Source organism: Streptomyces aculeolatus (genome assembly GCF_020400605.1).
Lineage (GTDB): Bacteria > Actinomycetota > Actinomycetes > Streptomycetales > Streptomycetaceae > Streptomyces > Streptomyces aculeolatus.
The window spans coordinates 196,233-211,529 of record NZ_JAINRD010000001.1; the positions used below are offsets into that span (position 1 = coordinate 196,233).

Here is a 15,297-nt window from a genome sequence, read left to right on the forward strand (position 1 = left end):
TCGCGTTCTTCGCTCCTTCTCAGGCCGCGACCAGGTACGAGAAGACGGATTCGAGGGACTCGTCGGAGGGCGAGACCTCGTAGAGGCGGATGCCGTGGTCCCTGGCGACGCGCGGCAGCAGCTCGGTGAAGCGGGCGAAGTCGACGGCCTGGATGTGCAGGATCCCGTCCCTCCGGTCGAGTTCGAGCCCGGCCGTGGAGGGGTCGGCGATGAGCGCGGAGGCGAGCGCGCGGTCGTCGCTGGAGCGTACGGCGTAGTGGTGCGGGCGGTCGGTCATCAGCCGGCGGATCTTGCGGAAGTCGCCGGAGGCGGCGTGCCGGCCGGCGACGATCACCTCGATGTGCGCGGCGAGCTGCTCGACCTCCTCCAGGATGTGCGAGGAGAACAGCACGGTGCGGCCCGCGGCGCCCATCTGCCGCAGCAGGTCCATCAGGTGCATGCGCTGGCGCGGGTCCATGCCGTTGAACGGCTCGTCGAGGAGCAGCACGTCCGGCTCGTGGACGAGGGCGGACGCCATCTTCACGCGCTGGCGCATGCCCTTGCTGTACGTGCTGATCCGGCGGTTCTGCGCGTACTCCATCTCGACCGTGGCCAGCGCCTTGCGGGCGGCGTCGGCGCCGAGGCCGTGCAGCTCGGCGTTGGCGAGGACGAACTCGCGGCCGGTGAGGAAGTCGTACATCGCCTCGCGCTCGGGGACGAGCCCGATCTGCTTGTAGACCTGCTCGTTGCGCCAGATGCGGACACCGTCGAGGGTGACCGCGCCGGTGGAGGGGGAGAGGAAGCCGGCCATCATGTTGATGAGGGTCGACTTGCCGGCGCCGTTGGGGCCGAGGAGGCCGGTGACGCCCGGGCCGATGGCCATGGTCACGTCGTTGACGGCGACGACGTTGCCGAACCAGCGGGAGACGCTGTCGATCCGGATGGTGGTCACAGCCCGGCCTTTCGGTAGCGGCGCAGCAGGAAGAGGAAGCAGCCGGCGGCGAGCGCGAGCGCGACCAGCAGCGCGGCGGTCCCGGCCGCGGTGGACGGGTCGACGGGTTCCGGGGAGGCGGTGGCGGGGGTCGCGCCGAGGAACGTCGACTGGACGTTGTCGATGAGGCCGATGGGCGAGAAGAGCGCGAACCAGCCGATGGCGCCGAGGTTGTCCTGCTCCCACGCGATGCCCTGCAGCGCGCTGACCGCGCCGAACGGCACGGTGAACGCGGCGATGACGGCGGCGACGCCGAAGCCGCGGCGCGGGGTGAGGGCGGCGATGGCCAGGCCGATGCCGGCGAAGAGCAGCGACAGGAGGGCGGCGGAGACGAGCCCTTGGGCGAAGCCCTTGGTCTGGTCGGTGAAGTCGAGCTTCGCCAGCAGCGCGCCGACGTAGAGGATCAGCAGGGGGGTGGCGGTGAGGACGAAGAGCGCGGAGGCCATCGCCGCGTACTTGGCGGAGACGTAGTCGAGGCGCTCGACGGGGCGGGAGAAGTACAGCGGGACCGTACGGAACCGGAGGTCGCGGGAGACGGACACGGGGGCCTGGGCGGCGATGAAGAGGAAGATGACGGGCTGGAGGTAGATCGCGTAGTCGGTGTACTCCAGCGGCAGCTCGTCCATGCCGGTGCCGATGGCGACCGCGACGAGGATGAGCGCGACCAGGCACATGATGCCGAAGAGGAGCGCCGGCGGGACCTTGGACTTGGCGGAGCGGCCGAGGCCGTACGCGGCGCGCAGGGACTGGGTGAAGAGCGAGCGGCGGGCGTAGCCGCGGCCGAGGCGGGGGCCGTCGTAGTGGCGGTAGCCGATGTCGTGGATGACGTCGGTGGCGGCGGTGGTTCCGGAGTCGCCGGTGCTTCCGGTGCTTCCGGTGCTGCCGGGGCTTCCGGTGGCGGGCGCGTCAGAGGGCATGAGGGCTTCCTGCGGGGTCGGTCGCGGGGGTGGTCGCGGACGTGCTCGCGGTCGTCGGGGTGCTTGCCTGCGTGCCCGCCTGGTTGCTCGCCGGGAGGGTGTCGTCGTCGCGGAAGATCTCCGCGATGCGGTGCCGGCGCTGCTCCATGCGCACCAGCCCGAGGCCGAGTCCGGCCACCGCGTCCCGTACGACGTCGTAGGTGTCGTCGCCCTCGGCCTGGACGTACAGCAGCCGGCCGTCCGCAGTGATCTCCAGGCCCGCACCGGCGAGCGCCTTGCGCAGGGTGGCGGTGCCGTCGGGGTGGGCGCCGGTGTCGGTCACCTCGACCGCGAGGGTGGCGGTGCTCTGCGTGAAGTCGCTGGTGGAGCTGGAGCGCAGCAGCCGGCCGCCGTCGATGACGACGACGTGGTCGCAGGTGCGCTCCAGCTCGCCGAGGAGGTGCGAGGTGACGAGGACGGAGATGCCGAAGTCGGCGTGTACGCGGCGGATGAGGCCGAGCATGTCGTCGCGGCCGACGGGGTCGAGGCCGTTGGTCGGCTCGTCGAGGAAGACGAGCTGCGGGTCGTGCACGAGGGCCTGGGCGAGCTTGACGCGCTGCTTCATGCCGGTGGAGTAGCCGCCGATGGGGCGGTAGCGCTCCTCGTACAGGCCGACGTGGCGCAGGGTGTCGGCGGTGCGCTCGCGGGCCGCGGTGGCGGGCAGGCCGGACATGCGCGCCATGTGGACGACGAACTCCGTGGCGGAGACGTCGGGCGGCAGGCAGTCGTGTTCCGGCATGTAGCCGACGCGCTCGCGGATGGTCGCCGCGGTGTCGCTGCCGGCGGCCACGTCGAGGCCGAGCACGCTGGCGGAGCCCTCGGAGGCGGGCGAGAGGCCGAGGAGGATCTTGATCAGCGTGGACTTGCCGGCGCCGTTGGCGCCGACCAGTCCCGTGACCCCGGGGCCGATGTCGAGGGTGAGGCCGTCGAGCGCGGTGACCCGGGGAAACCGTTTGCTCAGGTTCTCGGTGGCGATGACTGTCACGTTGCACGACGGTAGTGGTGCGGGGGCGCGGGGGCGTCAGACCTGGTGACGGTTGGGGGATACGACCGGGGAGTGACGGACCCGTAGGGGGAAGGGGGCGGGAACCCTGAGGTTACCCGCGGTATCCACAGGCTGACTGCGGGCATTGACGGAGCCATGGGGCGATGTCACAGTCATTGGTGTCAGCTTTCCGGGCGGGGCCGGCTTCGGGTGAAGTCGGCCCGGGCGGTGTGGATGTGAGGGAGGGGCCGGCCGGGAGGGGCGGCCGCGGCGGTGCGGTTCCCGGGTTGCGGGAGACTCGGCTTGCGGGACATCCGGGCGGCGGGAAACGCGCCGGGAATGCCGGCGGAAAAGGGGAGGGGCGGACTGATGGGACTCAGCGGGTCCTCGGCGGCTCTGCGCGGGTTCAGAAGCGTGCAGCGCCTGGCGTACGAGTGCGCGGAGGCGGTCGCGGCGCAGCTCCGGCCGGGGGTGACGGAGCGGGAGGCGGCGCGGATGCAGCGGGAGTGGCTGCGCGAGCGCGGCGTGCGGGACTGGTTCCACCTGCCGTTCGCGTGGTTCGGCGACCGGACGGCGTTCGCGGGGTTCAGGGTGCCGCTGCAGTTCTTCCCGACGAACCGGGAGCTGGCGCCGGGCATGCCGTTCATCCTCGACCTCGCCCCGGTACACGGCGGGCACACGGCCGACGTGGGCTATTCCGGCTCCCTCGGGCCGAACGCCGTGCACGACCGGCTGATGCGCGACCTGCGGGTGCACCGCGAGCTGATCCTGCGCGAGGTGCGCGAGCGCCGCCCGCTGCGCGAGATCTACGAGGACGTGGAGCGCCTCATGGTCCGCCAGGGCTATCACAACCGGCACCGGGCCTATCCGTTCGGCGTCATCGCGCACAAGGTCGACCGGGTCCGCGAGCGGCGCTTCGCGCCGCACGTGTTCGGCTTCGGCACGCAGAGCCTCAAGGGCCTGGCGAAGGACGCGCTGCGCGGGCACCGCGAGGGCTGGTCGCCGCTGTGGAGCCCGTACCGGTTCTCCGCGCACCCGCCGCGGCCCGGGCTGTGGGCGGTGGAGCCGCACCTGGGCTTCCGGGGGACGGGGGCGAAGTTCGAGGAGCTGCTCGTCGTGACGGATTCGCGGGACGAGGAGGAGAGCGCGTTCTGGCTCGACGACGACCTGCCGCACGTGCGGCGGTGGGCGGAGGCGGAAGCGGACCGCGAGCTGGCGGCGGACGGCGCGCAGGGCGCGGTGCAGGGGCGGGAGCCGGAGAAGGGGCGGGTGGCATGAGCGAGTGGGGCGGCGCGGCCGTGCGGGAGCGGTGGGTGCGTACGGCAGGGGTCGAGCTGTGCGTCGCGGAGCTGGGAGACGCCGGGCAGCCGACGGTCGTGCTGCTGCACGGCTATCCGGACAGCAAGGAGGTGTGGGCCGAGGTCGCGTCCCGGCTCGCCGAGCGCTTCCACGTCGTGCTGTACGACGTCCGCGGCCACGGCCGCTCCACCGCGCCGAAGCCGCTGAAGGGCGGGTTCACGCTGGAGAAGCTCACGGACGACTTCCTCGCCGTGGCCGACGCCGTCAGCCCGGACCGCCCGGTGCACCTCGTGGGGCACGACTGGGGCTCCGTGCAGGGCTGGGAGTTCACCACGGTGGAGCGCACGGAGGGCCGTATCGCGTCCTTCACCTCCCTCTCCGGCCCGTCCCTCGACCACTTCGGGCACTGGATCAACGGCCGGCTGCGCCGCCCCACGCCGCGGCGGGCCGGCCAACTGCTCGGCCAGACCGCCAAGTCCTGGTACGTGTATCTGCTGCACACCCCCGTGCTGCCCGAGCTGGCCTGGCGCGGCCCGCTCGGCGCGCGCTGGCCGGCGATCCTGCGGCGGCTGGAGAAGGTCCCCGGCGACGGCTATCCGACGGCCTCCCTCGGGGACGACGCGGCACACGGCGCCTGGCTCTACCGGGACAACGTCCGCGCCCGGCTGCGCCGCCCCCGCGCCGACGCCTACGCGCACGCGCCGGTGCAGCTCATCACCCCCGCCGGCGACGCCTTCCTCTCCCCGAGCCTCTACGACGACCTGGACCGCTGGGTGCCGCAGTTGCTGCGGCGCACGATCGACGCCCGCCACTGGGTCCCGCGCACCCGGCCCGACCAGCTCGCCGCGTGGATCGGCGAGTTCGTGCTCGCGCACGAGGACGGCACACCGGTGGCGGAGATCGTCCCCGGCGGGGCGTACGCGGACCGGTTCGCCGGGCGGCTGGTGCTGATCACCGGTGCGGGCAGCGGCATCGGCCGGGCCACCGCCTTCGCCTTCGCGGAGGCCGGTGCGCGGATCGTGGCGGCGGACGTCGACGCCGAGGGGGCGGCCACGACCGCCGAGTTGTGCCGGATGATCGGCGCGGCGGAGGCCTGGGCGGAGGCCGTGGACGTCGCGGACGAGGAGGCGATGGAGAAGTTCGCCGAGCGCGTCGCCGCTTCGTACGGGGTGGTGGACGTGCTGGTGAACAACGCCGGGATCGGCCTGTCCGGCCCCTTCCTCGACACCTCGGCGGCGGACTGGCGCCGGGTGCTGGACGTCAACCTGTGGGGCGTCATCCACGGCTGCCGGCTCTTCGGCAGGCAGATGGCCGAGCGCGGCCAGGGCGGGCACATCGTCAACACCGCCTCGGCCGCGGCGTACGCGCCGTCGCGGGCCCTGCCCGCGTACGCGACGTCGAAGGCGGCGGTGCTGATGCTCTCCGAGTGCCTGCGCGCGGAGCTGGCCGGGCAGGGGATCGGCGTCTCGGCCGTCTGCCCCGGCTTCGTGCACACCAACATCACGGCCACCACCCGGTTCGCGGGTGTCTCCGGGGACGAGGAGCAGCGCCGCCGCAAGAGCGCCCACCGCTGGTACGGGAAGCGGAACTACCCCGCGGAGAAGGTCGCGGAGGCCGTGCTGCGTGCGGTCGCGCGCAACCAGGCGGTGGTGCCGGTCACCCCGGAGGCGCGGGGCTCGCGGCTGCTGGCGAGGTTCGCGCCGCGCGCGCTGCGGGCGATAGCCCGGGTGGAGCCGAAGCTCTAGAGGGCGACGACCAGAGCCACCCGTTTCCAGGAGCCGCATCGTGAGTGCCGAAACACCCCTCCCGCGCGCAGAAGGCCGCGCGAGTACGCCGGACCTGGTCCCGTACGACCGGCGCGGGGCCCCCGTCTCCGCGCCGGTCGTACCATCCCTCCCGACAGGGCTCGCCGCGGCGGGAGGGGCGGGGCACGCGGCGGTGGGCGGGGCGACGAGCGGGCCGGGGGGCAGGCTCGCGTACGGGCCGGGCGACCGGCCGAGGGGCGGGAGAGCGGTGCAGGAGCAGCAGACGGACGGCGAGTACCGGATCGAGGGGCTGGCGCACGCCAGCGGCACGACGGTACGCACCATCCGCGCGTACGCCGACCGCGGTCTGCTGCCCCGGCCGGAGCGGCGCGGGCGGACCAACGTCTACGGCGAGGAACACCTCGCCCGGCTGCGCCAGATAGCCGGGCTCCTCGACCGCGGGTACACCCTGGCGTCCATCAAGGAACTGCTGGAGGCGTGGGACGCGGGCCGCGGGCTCGGCGGTGTGCTGGGTCTGGTCGCGGAGGTGCAGGGGCCGTGGAGCGACGAGGAGTCCGGGCAGCTGAGCCGGGCGGAGCTGGAGGAGCTGTTCGGCGGGGCGGCGGACGAGTCCGCGGTCGAGGAGGCCGTCGAGCTGGGCGTGCTGGAGCGGGTGGCCGGCGAGCCGGAGGTGTTCTTCGTGCCCAGCCCGCAGCAGCTCACGGTCGCCGCCGAACTGCACGCCGCGGGCGTCCCGTTCTCCGCCATCACCGGCCAGCTGCGGGAGCTGCGGCTGCGGGTGGAGGAGATAGCCGCGGGCCTGCTCGACTTCACCGCCGAGTACGTCTTCCAGCGCTACCTCGACCACCCCCCGTCGGACGCGGAGGCGACCGAGGCCGCCGGCCTCGTCCGCCGGCTGCGCCCGCTGGCGCAGCAGACGCTGGACGCGGAGCTGGCCCGCGCGATGCGCACCCTGGCGACCCGCCAGCTCCACGACCACCTTGCCGGCCCGCCGCCCCAGCCGCCGGCCGCCGGTCCGGCGACGGTGCCGGTGAGCCTGCCGGCGGCCACGGTGGCGGCGGTGCGCGACCTGGTGGGCCCGGCGGCGACGGCGGAGTTCGTCACCTCGGCGACGGAGCGGGAGGTCCACAAGCGCCGCATGGACACCCTGGCGACGGGCGGCCGGGAGGAGGGCGTGGGGTGAGCGGCCGGGCCCGGCGGGCCGGGACCGGGCGGCCGGCGCCTGCCCGGGTGAGCGGCCGGATGCTGCGGGATGAGCTGCGGGATGAGCGGCACGGCCGGAGGCGGGCCGGCCGGGGGCCCGACGTGGGGTTGACCCCTGGTTACCCGCGGGTCACTCTGGCTCAGCCGTACACGGGAGGAGAACACGCATGCGCAGACGCAGCTTCGTACGAGGGTTAACCGCCACGACCGCCGCCACCGGGCTCGGCCTCACCGCCGCCGGGCACGGCCACGCCACCGCTGCCGCCGGGGGCGGGAACCGGCCGGCCGGCAACGCCCGGCCCCGCGCCGCCGCCTGGCGCGAGGTTCCCGTACCCGCCGGTGAACCCGCCGTCCTGCTCAACGCCGTTGCCGCCGCGGGGCCCGATCTCGCCTGGGCCGTCGGCGAGGAGGCCCGCAGCGGCTCCACCTCCGGCCGGCCCCTGGCCCGTACCTGGGACGGCTCCGCCTGGCAGGCCACCGACGTGTCGCACCTCGCGTTCGCCGGCAGCCTGCGCAACGTCGCCGCCGCCCCCGCCGGGGCCGCGGGTGCGGTCGCCGCCTGGGCCGTGGCGTACGACCGCGCCGGCGCCGGCCACCTCCTCGCCTGGGACGGCGCCACCTGGCGCGAGCACGACTTCCCCGGACGCGGCGAGTCCGGCACCGAGTTGTGGGCCGTCGCCGTCGCCCCCGACGGCACCGTACGGATCTCCGGCACCCGCGACGGCGGCTCCCGCGTGCTGCGCTCCGACGACGCCGCCGGCACCCGCTGGAGCTGGTCCCCGCCGCTGCCCACCGACGACGGCACCGCCCCCAGCCTGTGGAACGTCCACGTCGACGGCGCCGGCGCCACGTGGGTCTCCGGCGGTGTCGACGTCGCCCGGTACGACGACCGCGCCTGGCACGTCCTGCCCCGGCTGGCCGGACTGCGCCTGTCCGTCACCGACCTGCTCCCCACCACCCCCGACGACATCTGGCTCACCGGCCACGACTACGGCGCCGGCGGCCCGCCCGGCAAGCCGCCGGGCGTCGTCCTGCGCCACTACGACGGCACGGCGTGGAGCGACGTCGCCGCCCCCTTCACCGTCGGCTCCCTCGGCGCCATCGCGCCCGACGCCGCCGGCCGCCCCGCCCTCATCGCCGGATGGGACTTCTGGGACGGCGCCAGCGCCCACTACCTCCGCTGGGACGGCACCGCCTGGACCAGCGAGCGCGGCCCCGCCGCCGCGCAGGGCGTGACCCCCGTGATGTCCGCGCTGGCCCCCATACCGGGCACCGGCGGCTTCTGGTCGGCGGGCACCACGGCGCAGTCCCCGTTCCCGCCCGCCCAGGCGCGCATCGAGCGCTACGGCTGACGGTCCCGCCCTCTACGCTGGACGCCGGCAGAACGGACGGCGCCGGGAGGGTGGCTGGTGGGCAGCGGACGGATCCCCGTCGTCGTACTCGCGGGGTTTCTCGGCTCCGGCAAGACCACCCTCCTCAACCGGCTGCTGCGCAACGGCGACGGCACCCGGATCGGCGCCGTCGTCAACGACTTCGGCAGCATCGAGATCGACGCCATGGCCGTCGCGGGACAGGTCGACTCGATGGTCTCCCTCGGCAACGGCTGCCTGTGCTGCGCCGTCGACACCGCCGAGCTGGACGCCTACCTCGACCGGCTCGCCGGCACCGGCCGGATCGACGTCATCGTGGTCGAGGCCAGCGGCCTCGCCGAGCCGCAGGAACTCGTCCGCATGGTGCTCGCCAGCGAGAACGACCGCATCGTGTACGGAGGGCTGGTCGAGGTCGTGGACGGCGCCGAGTTCGCCGCGACCCGCGAGCGGCACCCCGAGATCGACCGCCACCTCGCCGTCGCCGACCTCGTCGTGCTCAACAAGACCGACCGGATCGACGACGCCGAACGCCGCCGCCTCCACGACGCCCTCGGCGAACTGGCCCCCGGTACGCCCGTGGTCGCCACCGCCTACGGACGGGTCGACCCCGGGCTGTTCTTCGACCCGGGACGCGACGACCGCCCGGCCGCCGCGGCGCCCCGCCACCGCCAGCTCTCCTTCGCCGACCTGGCCGCGGACGACGACGCCGACGCCGCCGGGACGGACGGCACCGGCCACGGCACCAGGCACGACGCAGGCCGCGCCGCCGCCAACGAAGCAGGCCACGGCGCCTGCTCCGGCAGCGGCTGCGGCCACGGTGCGCACCTCCACGCGGCGTACCAGAGCGTCGAGTTCGCCACCGGCGAGCCCGTCAGCCCCCGCCGCCTGCTGGACTTCCTCGACACCCGCCCCGCCGGCCTCTACCGCATCAAGGGCTTCGTCCACTTCGGCGTCCCCGGCCACCCGCAGAAGTACGGGCTGCACGCCGTCGGCCGCTTCCTGCGCTTCCGCCCCGCCCCCTGGGGCCGCGGCGAGGAGCGGGCCACGCGGCTGGTGCTGATCGGCTCCGGGATCGACGCCGACGCCGTACGCAAGGAACTCGACGCCTGCCGCGGCCACGGCCCGCAGGACGGCGGCGAGGATGCGATGTGGGGAGTCCTGCGGTACGTGGACGGGGACGAGGGCGAGGACGAGGACCCCGGGGCGTAGGAGGCTACCCGGGTTCAACTGCCCGTTGGGGGACAGAAAGTCTGCGGGCCCCGAGACGCTGCAAGCTGGCCCACGTCGCGCACCCGTACCGAGAGGGATCCCGCATGAGCACGCTGAGCCGCCGCGCCCTGGTCACCGGGGCCTCCGCCACCGGCCTCACCCTGGCGCTGTCCCGTACCGCCACAGCCGCAGAGCCCGCCGCCGACGCACCCGCCGCTGCCGCAGCAGCCGCCGGCGCCGACGTCGCGTACGCCGCCTTCCGCCTCGTCCGTCTCCGCCCCGGCGACCCCGCCACGCCCGAGATGACGCTCCCCGACGGCTACGAGTTCGTGCCCGGCGACCGCTACCACGTCGCCAGCCGCGCCGAGTACTACTCCTTCGTCCGCGGCCCCGCCACCGCCGACGGCATCGAGGTCTCCGTCCGCTGGCCCGGCGTCACCGTGGCCGCCGTCGTCCACATGGACACCCGGCTGCGCATCAGACGCGACCGCGCCGACCGCCACCGCTTCGCCTTCACCCTCCCCGTCACCCAGCCCTCCGCCGACGCCAACCAGCCCACCCTGCAGATCTGGAGCCACCCCGACATATCCCCGGGCATGTACTACAAGCTCGACCACAACGACCCCGACCGCGTCGCCGGCCCCTGGGCGACCGTCCCGTGGCCGGCGAAGGAGGCCCGCTCCCAGCTCCACCAACTCGTCGCCGCCCACCGCATCCTCGTCGCCTCCGGGCTGAAGACCACCGCGGCGGCCAAGGGCCACCGCTGGTTCGTCGCCGGCTTCGAGACGAACAACACCCTGCACGCCGACAACCCACCTCACTGGCACATCTCGTACAACTCCGGCCCCGACTTCAACTCCCCCACCCACAACACCCACTTCTGGCTCGACGCCGACGCCAAGAACTTCTACAACGGCATGGACGTCACCGGCCTCGGCCGCCTCCGCCACTACGTCGGCGACCCGGCCCACCTCTACGACTTCGCCGGCGACGCCAACGACGGCCGCGGCGAACTCGTCGCGACCATGACCATCCGCGAGGACGGCGGCATCGACATCGCCCCGCCCGAAGGCCCCGCGTACGCCCTGGCCGCAGGCCGCGACGGCACGCTCACCGAGGAGGTCACGGTCCTGCGCGACGGCCGCCCCTGGCTGCGCGTCGCGACCGAGGACCGCTACCGCGTCGGCGTCATGACCATCCGCACGAAGGGCCTGAGCAACCCTGCCGACAACGACTTCACGCTCCTGCGCTACGACCCGCTCACCGGCGTCCTCGCCTGAGCAACCCCGCACCGCCGCCCCGCCCCGCACCCAGCACCCCGACCCCCCACCCCCGGGTACGCGCAGTCAGATCCCCGGCCCGTACCCGGGGTCGGGCGGCCGCCGCGGCGACCACCACTCGGTGAGCCCCCACACCCCCAGTCCCAGCGCCGCCACGGCCGCCACCGCCACCACCCAGGGCCGCCCCACCCACCGCAGCCCCAGCGCCCAGACGCCCAGCGGCAGCAGCGCACCGCCGAGGACGACGAGCGGCAGGTCGACGTAGAGCACGCTCAGGTCGCGCGCGTGCCCCTCGAACCCGCCGCGCACGCTGACCGCGGCCTGCGGCGCCCACGCGAGCGGCGCGACGGCGGCCCCGGCCAGCGCGAGCGCACACCCGCCCAGCCCGACACCCGCACCCCCGCGCACACCCCGACGATCCACACGGGCGCCACCCGCACCCGCGTCCCCCGCACCCGCGCCGCTCGCATCCGCGCCACTCACGCCCGCACCACCCGCCCCTTCCGTTTCATCGCCGGACACACAGACGCGCCCGCCCCGCCGCCAAGTTCCCCCACCTCCGGCCCCGCAACCCCTGGCGACGCGCGTAGACATCGGGCATCATCCTGCGGTGTACCACCTGCTCAGCCGGACCCCCACAACTCCCCACCCCAGCAGGAGGTTCCACATGCGCGTACGTTCCGCACTCACCGCACTCGCCCTCGTCGCCGGCGCCTCGGTGAGCGTCGCCGCGGCCCCCGCCCAGGCCGCCGCTGTCCCGGCCGCTCCGGCGGCAGCGGCGCCCGCGGCAGCCGCCTCGCCGGCCGCACCCCTGGTCACGAAGATCAGCCACTCCCAGGCCACGTCGATGTTCCGCTCCTCCGGCATCACCTGGTCCTCCTCCGGCGGCTGCTCCGACCGCAACAACTCCACCTGCACCTCCTTCGAGCAGCTCAACCTCGCCTCCGCCCAGGGCGCCCAGACCCTCAAGTCCGCGAGCGGCTGCGCCCTGAACATCACCGGCGGCACCGAGACCGGCCACGCCGGCGGCACGTACAGCCACTGGAACGGCTACAAGCTCGACTTCTCCCTCAGCACCTGCGTCAACAACTACGTGACCGGCAACTTCGCCTACATCGGCCAGCGCGGCGACGGCGCCGCGATGTACCAGTCCGGCTCCGGCAACATCTACGCCCGCGAGGGCAACCACTGGGACGTCACGTACTACAACTGCGGCGGCTGCTGACCCCCCGGAGCGCCCCGCACCGCGACCCTGCGGCCCCGCAACGCAGGCCGTAGGGTCGCGGTATGCGACTGAGCACCCTGATCCTGCCCGTCCGGCGGTGGCACTCCGGCGGCCGTGCGCAATGGCAGCGGGCGGAGGAGCTGGGCTTCTCCGCCGCGTACACCTACGACCACCTCTCCTGGCGCACGTTTCGCGACGGGCCCTGGTTCGGTGCCCTGCCGACCCTGACCGCCGCCGCCTGCGCGACCTCCCGGCTGCGCCTCGGCACGCTCGTGACCTCGCCGAACTTCCGCCATCCGGTCACGCTGGCCAAGGAGTTGATCTCGCTCGACGACGTGTCGGGCGGGCGGATGACCCTCGGGATCGGAGCCGGGGGCTCCGGGTTCGACGCGACGGCGCTGGGGCAGCAGCCGTGGGCGGGGCGGGAGCGGACGGAGCGGTTCGGGGAGTTCGTACCGCTGCTGGACACGCTGCTGACGCAGGACACCACGTCGTACGCGGGCACTTACTACTCCGCGCACGAGGTGCGCAACATCCCCGGGTGCGTCCAGCGCCCCCGGCTGCCGTTCGCCGTCGCGGCGACCGGGCCGCGCGGGATGCGGCTGGCCGCCCGGTACGGGCAGGCGTGGGTGACCACCGGCGACCCGCAGACCTCCGCGACCGGCACCGCCGCCGACTCCCTCGCGGCCATCCGCGCCCAGGTCGCCCGGCTCGCCGAGGCCGGCGCCGCCGTGGGCCGGGACACCGCGGCCATGGAGAAGGTGCTGCTCGCCGGCTTCACCCCGGACCGGCCGCTGGAATCCCTCGACGCCTTCGTCGACTTCGCCGGCCGCCACGCCGCCCTCGGCTTCACCGAGATCGTGCTGCACTGGCCCATCCCGGACTCGGTCTTCGCCGCCGACGAGACCGTCTTCGAGCGCATCGCGACCGAGGCGCCGGGGCAGTTGGCGGCCTGACCGGTCACGGGGCGCGCAGGGCGTCCACCGCGAGCCGGGCCGCGGTGCCGATCACCGCGTCGGCCGCCGGGAGCGTCACCGCCGTCGCGGCGGCGCGGGTGCAGACGGCGACCGCGTAGCGGCCCCCGTCCGGGTACTCCACGACGCCGATCTCGTGCCGCAGCGTCGGCAGCGTGCCCGTCTTCCCGCTGACCCGTACGTCGTCGAAGGGGAAGCCGGACGCCAGCCGGTGCCCCCACGCCTGGGTGCCCAGCGTGCGGCGCAGGTCGGCGGCGTACGCGCCGGTGCACACCTCGTCGCGCCAGACGGCGGCGAGGAGCGCGGTGAGTTCGCGCGGGGTGGAGCGGTTGGTACGGGCCGGGTCGAGGGCGCGGAGGCGGGCGACGCGGGCGGGGTCGAGGAGTGCGGCGGCACCGGCGGCGCCGGCGTCCTCGGCGAGTGCGGCGTAGAGGTCGCGTACCTTCTGCACGGCGGTGGTGCGGGTCAGCCCCAGGGCGGTCATGGTGCGGTTGACGGCCTCGATGCCGACGGCGTCCCACAGCACGTCGGCGGCGGTGTTGTCGCTGACGGAGACCGCGAGGACGGCAAGGTCGCGCAGCGACAGGCGGGCGGCGTCGCGCATGGCGCCGAGTCCGGTGGGGCCGGGGGTGCGGCCGTCGGCGGGGATGTCGACGGCGGCGGTGAGGTCGACGCGGCCGTGCTCTGCCTCGCGGTAGAGGGCGGCCAGGAGGCACACCTTGTGCACGCTGGCCGTGCTGACCGGGGTGTCGGCGGCCACGGCGAGGCCGGCGCCGGTGTCGATGTCGCGCGCGTGGAGCTGGCCGGTGACGCCGGCTTCCGTGAACGCCCGGCGGATGCGGGACCTGGCGGTGCGGTGGGCGGGGGGCGTTGGCGCCGTCGTACGGGGGGCGGGGGGCGCGGTGGCGTCCGGGGGGCGCGCGGGCTCGGGGCGCTCCGGCGGCGGTGGCGGCTGGGGCGGGGTCACAGCGGGAACTCCGATGCGGGGCGGGGGTGGACGGCCGCGGCGCGGGCGGGGCGCATGCCCGCGTGGTCGCGCATCGCCTCGTGGGCGGCCTCCGCGAAGCGGGCCACGGCCGGGTTGTGGCCGTCCGCCGGCCACGCCGCGGAGGTACGCCAGCCGATCGGATCGCCGGCCAGCGGGCGCCACACCGTACCGGGGCCGGCGGTGGTACGGGGCAGCAGGGCGACGGCGCCGCCGCCGGGTGCGGGTGCGGCGGGTGCCGGGGGTTCTTCGGACCCGGGTGGTGCTCCGGGTGCTTCCGCTGCTCCGGGTGTTCGAGGTGCGGCCGGTGCCGGCGGGGCCGTGGAGAGGACGAGCGCGCGGGTGAAGTCGGCGCCGGACGCCTCGTGGACGGCGGCCGGGGTGCAGCCGTGCCGGGCGCACGCGGTGAGCACCTCGTCGTACAGCGCCGGATCGTCGGCCCGCGGCGTGAGGACGAGCGCGCGCCCGCTCAGGTCGGCCGCCGTCAGCCGCTCGACCGCGGCGAGCGGGTCGGCCTCGGCGAGGAGCGCGCCGAGCGGCTGATGGAGTACGGGCCCGAAGGCGAGCCCGGGTGCGGGGCACGGATGCCGTACGACGCCCGCGTCGAGGGTGCCGGCGGCCAGCTCGCGGGCCTGCGCGGTGGTGGTCAGCTCGCGCAGCTCCAGCTCGCCGCCCGGGGAGCGCTCGCGGTAGCCGGTGATGAGCGCGGCGACGGCCGCCGGGCCCAGGTGCGGCGGGACGGCGGCGCGCAGCGTACCGGCGGCGCCGCTGCCGATCCGCGCCACCGCCGCGGCGAGCCGGTCCGCGGCTGCCAGCACGTGGTCGGCCTCCGCCAGGACCAGCCGGCCGGCGGGAGTGAGCGCCGTGCCCTGGCTGCCGCGGTCGAAGAGCCGCACGCCCAGCTCGCGTTCCAGCCGGCGGATGCGCTGGGACAGCGACGGCTGCGCGATGCGCAGCCGCTCGGCGGCGCGGCCGAAGTGGCGCTCCTCGGCGACCGCCCTGAAGTAGCGCAGATGCCGAAGGAGGTCCATGAACAGCAAGGATAGTCAATTCGCTATCGGATCGATGAGGATAT

14 protein-coding genes are annotated in these 15,297 nt (G+C 74.8%); 8 read left to right on the forward strand and 6 right to left on the reverse strand.

The genetic code is table 11. The annotated features are described in order from the left end of the window. Positions 1-19: 19 nt before the first annotated feature. The 3 genes from LG396_RS00695 to LG396_RS00705 are packed head-to-tail and all read right to left on the reverse strand — an operon-like array spanning position 20 to position 2,911. Complete coding sequence (locus LG396_RS00695; RefSeq protein WP_018838782.1) at positions 20-931, reverse strand: ABC transporter ATP-binding protein; 912 nt, start codon at positions 929-931, stop codon at positions 20-22. Further along, positions 928-1,887 (reverse strand): ABC transporter permease, encoded by a 960-nt coding sequence (locus tag LG396_RS00700; RefSeq protein WP_225793148.1) that lies wholly within the window; start codon positions 1,885-1,887, stop codon positions 928-930. Before LG396_RS00700 ends, LG396_RS00695 begins: the two co-directional genes overlap by 4 nt. Beyond that, the gene (locus LG396_RS00705) at positions 1,877-2,911 is read right to left on the reverse strand and encodes an ABC transporter ATP-binding protein (protein ID WP_225793149.1); all 1,035 of its coding nucleotides are present in this window, start codon (positions 2,909-2,911) and stop codon (positions 1,877-1,879) included. The genes LG396_RS00700 and LG396_RS00705 overlap by 11 nt, the downstream gene beginning before the upstream one ends. A 369-nt stretch (positions 2,912-3,280) precedes the next feature. Between LG396_RS00705 and LG396_RS00710 the strand changes: the two genes are divergently transcribed. From LG396_RS00710 to LG396_RS00735, 6 genes are all read left to right on the forward strand, one after another. Next, positions 3,281-4,189, forward strand: a complete 909-nt coding sequence (locus LG396_RS00710; protein ID WP_225793150.1) for a M24 family metallopeptidase — start codon at positions 3,281-3,283, stop codon at positions 4,187-4,189. Continuing rightward, positions 4,186-5,955, forward strand: a complete 1,770-nt coding sequence (locus LG396_RS00715) for an SDR family oxidoreductase (protein ID WP_225793151.1) — start codon at positions 4,186-4,188, stop codon at positions 5,953-5,955. Before LG396_RS00710 ends, LG396_RS00715 begins: the two co-directional genes overlap by 4 nt. 268 nt (positions 5,956-6,223) lie before the next feature. After that, positions 6,224-7,159 carry a MerR family transcriptional regulator gene (locus LG396_RS00720; RefSeq protein ID WP_225793152.1) on the forward strand — a complete coding sequence of 312 codons (936 nt, stop codon included), beginning with the start codon at positions 6,224-6,226 and terminating at the stop codon, positions 7,157-7,159. A 187-nt stretch (positions 7,160-7,346) separates the two neighbouring features. Continuing rightward, on the forward strand, positions 7,347-8,531 hold the full coding sequence (locus LG396_RS00725) for a hypothetical protein (protein WP_225793153.1): 1,185 nt from the start codon (positions 7,347-7,349) through the stop codon (positions 8,529-8,531). A 57-nt stretch (positions 8,532-8,588) separates the two neighbouring features. Continuing rightward, a complete protein-coding gene (locus LG396_RS00730; protein ID WP_225793154.1) occupies positions 8,589-9,758 on the forward strand; it encodes a CobW family GTP-binding protein in 1,170 nt (389 codons plus the stop codon). A 104-nt stretch (positions 9,759-9,862) separates the two neighbouring features. Then, a complete protein-coding gene (locus LG396_RS00735; protein WP_225793155.1) occupies positions 9,863-11,038 on the forward strand; it encodes a hypothetical protein in 1,176 nt (391 codons plus the stop codon). Positions 11,039-11,104: 66 nt separating this feature from the next. On the opposite strand, the gene LG396_RS00740 is transcribed toward LG396_RS00735, so the two are convergent. Beyond that, positions 11,105-11,446, reverse strand: a complete 342-nt coding sequence (locus tag LG396_RS00740; protein ID WP_037747918.1) for a hypothetical protein — start codon at positions 11,444-11,446, stop codon at positions 11,105-11,107. Between the two features lie 259 nt (positions 11,447-11,705). Between LG396_RS00740 and LG396_RS00745 the strand changes: the two genes are divergently transcribed. Continuing rightward, on the forward strand, positions 11,706-12,263 hold the full coding sequence (locus tag LG396_RS00745) for a hypothetical protein (RefSeq protein WP_100300219.1): 558 nt from the start codon (positions 11,706-11,708) through the stop codon (positions 12,261-12,263). Between the two features lie 62 nt (positions 12,264-12,325). Beyond that, entirely contained in the window at positions 12,326-13,219 is an 894-nt protein-coding gene (locus LG396_RS00750; RefSeq protein ID WP_130456529.1) for an LLM class flavin-dependent oxidoreductase, read from the forward strand. A gap of 4 nt (positions 13,220-13,223) precedes the next feature. Here LG396_RS00750 and LG396_RS00755 read toward each other — a convergent pair whose 3' ends face one another. Both LG396_RS00755 and LG396_RS00760 read right to left on the reverse strand, forming a co-directional pair. Further along, positions 13,224-14,204 (reverse strand): serine hydrolase, encoded by a 981-nt coding sequence (locus LG396_RS00755; RefSeq protein ID WP_225793156.1) that lies wholly within the window; start codon positions 14,202-14,204, stop codon positions 13,224-13,226. Next, positions 14,201-15,253 (reverse strand): LysR family transcriptional regulator, encoded by a 1,053-nt coding sequence (locus tag LG396_RS00760; RefSeq protein ID WP_145896117.1) that lies wholly within the window; start codon positions 15,251-15,253, stop codon positions 14,201-14,203. The genes LG396_RS00755 and LG396_RS00760 overlap by 4 nt, the downstream gene beginning before the upstream one ends. Positions 15,254-15,297 lie beyond the last annotated feature (44 nt).

Excerpts from the sequence above, each read along its gene's own strand:
- LG396_RS00700 (WP_225793148.1), bottom strand. The coding sequence starts at position 1,887 with ATGCCCTCTGACGCGCCCGCCACCGGAAGCCCCGGCAGCACCGGAAGC.
- LG396_RS00750 (WP_130456529.1), top strand. The coding sequence starts at position 12,326 with ATGCGACTGAGCACCCTGATCCTGCCCGTCCGGCGGTGGCACTCCGGC.
- LG396_RS00725 (WP_225793153.1), top strand. The coding sequence starts at position 7,347 with ATGCGCAGACGCAGCTTCGTACGAGGGTTAACCGCCACGACCGCCGCC.
- LG396_RS00745 (WP_100300219.1), top strand. The coding sequence starts at position 11,706 with ATGCGCGTACGTTCCGCACTCACCGCACTCGCCCTCGTCGCCGGCGCC.
- LG396_RS00760 (WP_145896117.1), bottom strand. The coding sequence starts at position 15,253 with ATGGACCTCCTTCGGCATCTGCGCTACTTCAGGGCGGTCGCCGAGGAG.
- LG396_RS00710 (WP_225793150.1), top strand. The coding sequence starts at position 3,281 with ATGGGACTCAGCGGGTCCTCGGCGGCTCTGCGCGGGTTCAGAAGCGTG.
- LG396_RS00715 (WP_225793151.1), top strand. The coding sequence starts at position 4,186 with ATGAGCGAGTGGGGCGGCGCGGCCGTGCGGGAGCGGTGGGTGCGTACG.
- LG396_RS00735 (WP_225793155.1), top strand. The coding sequence starts at position 9,863 with ATGAGCACGCTGAGCCGCCGCGCCCTGGTCACCGGGGCCTCCGCCACC.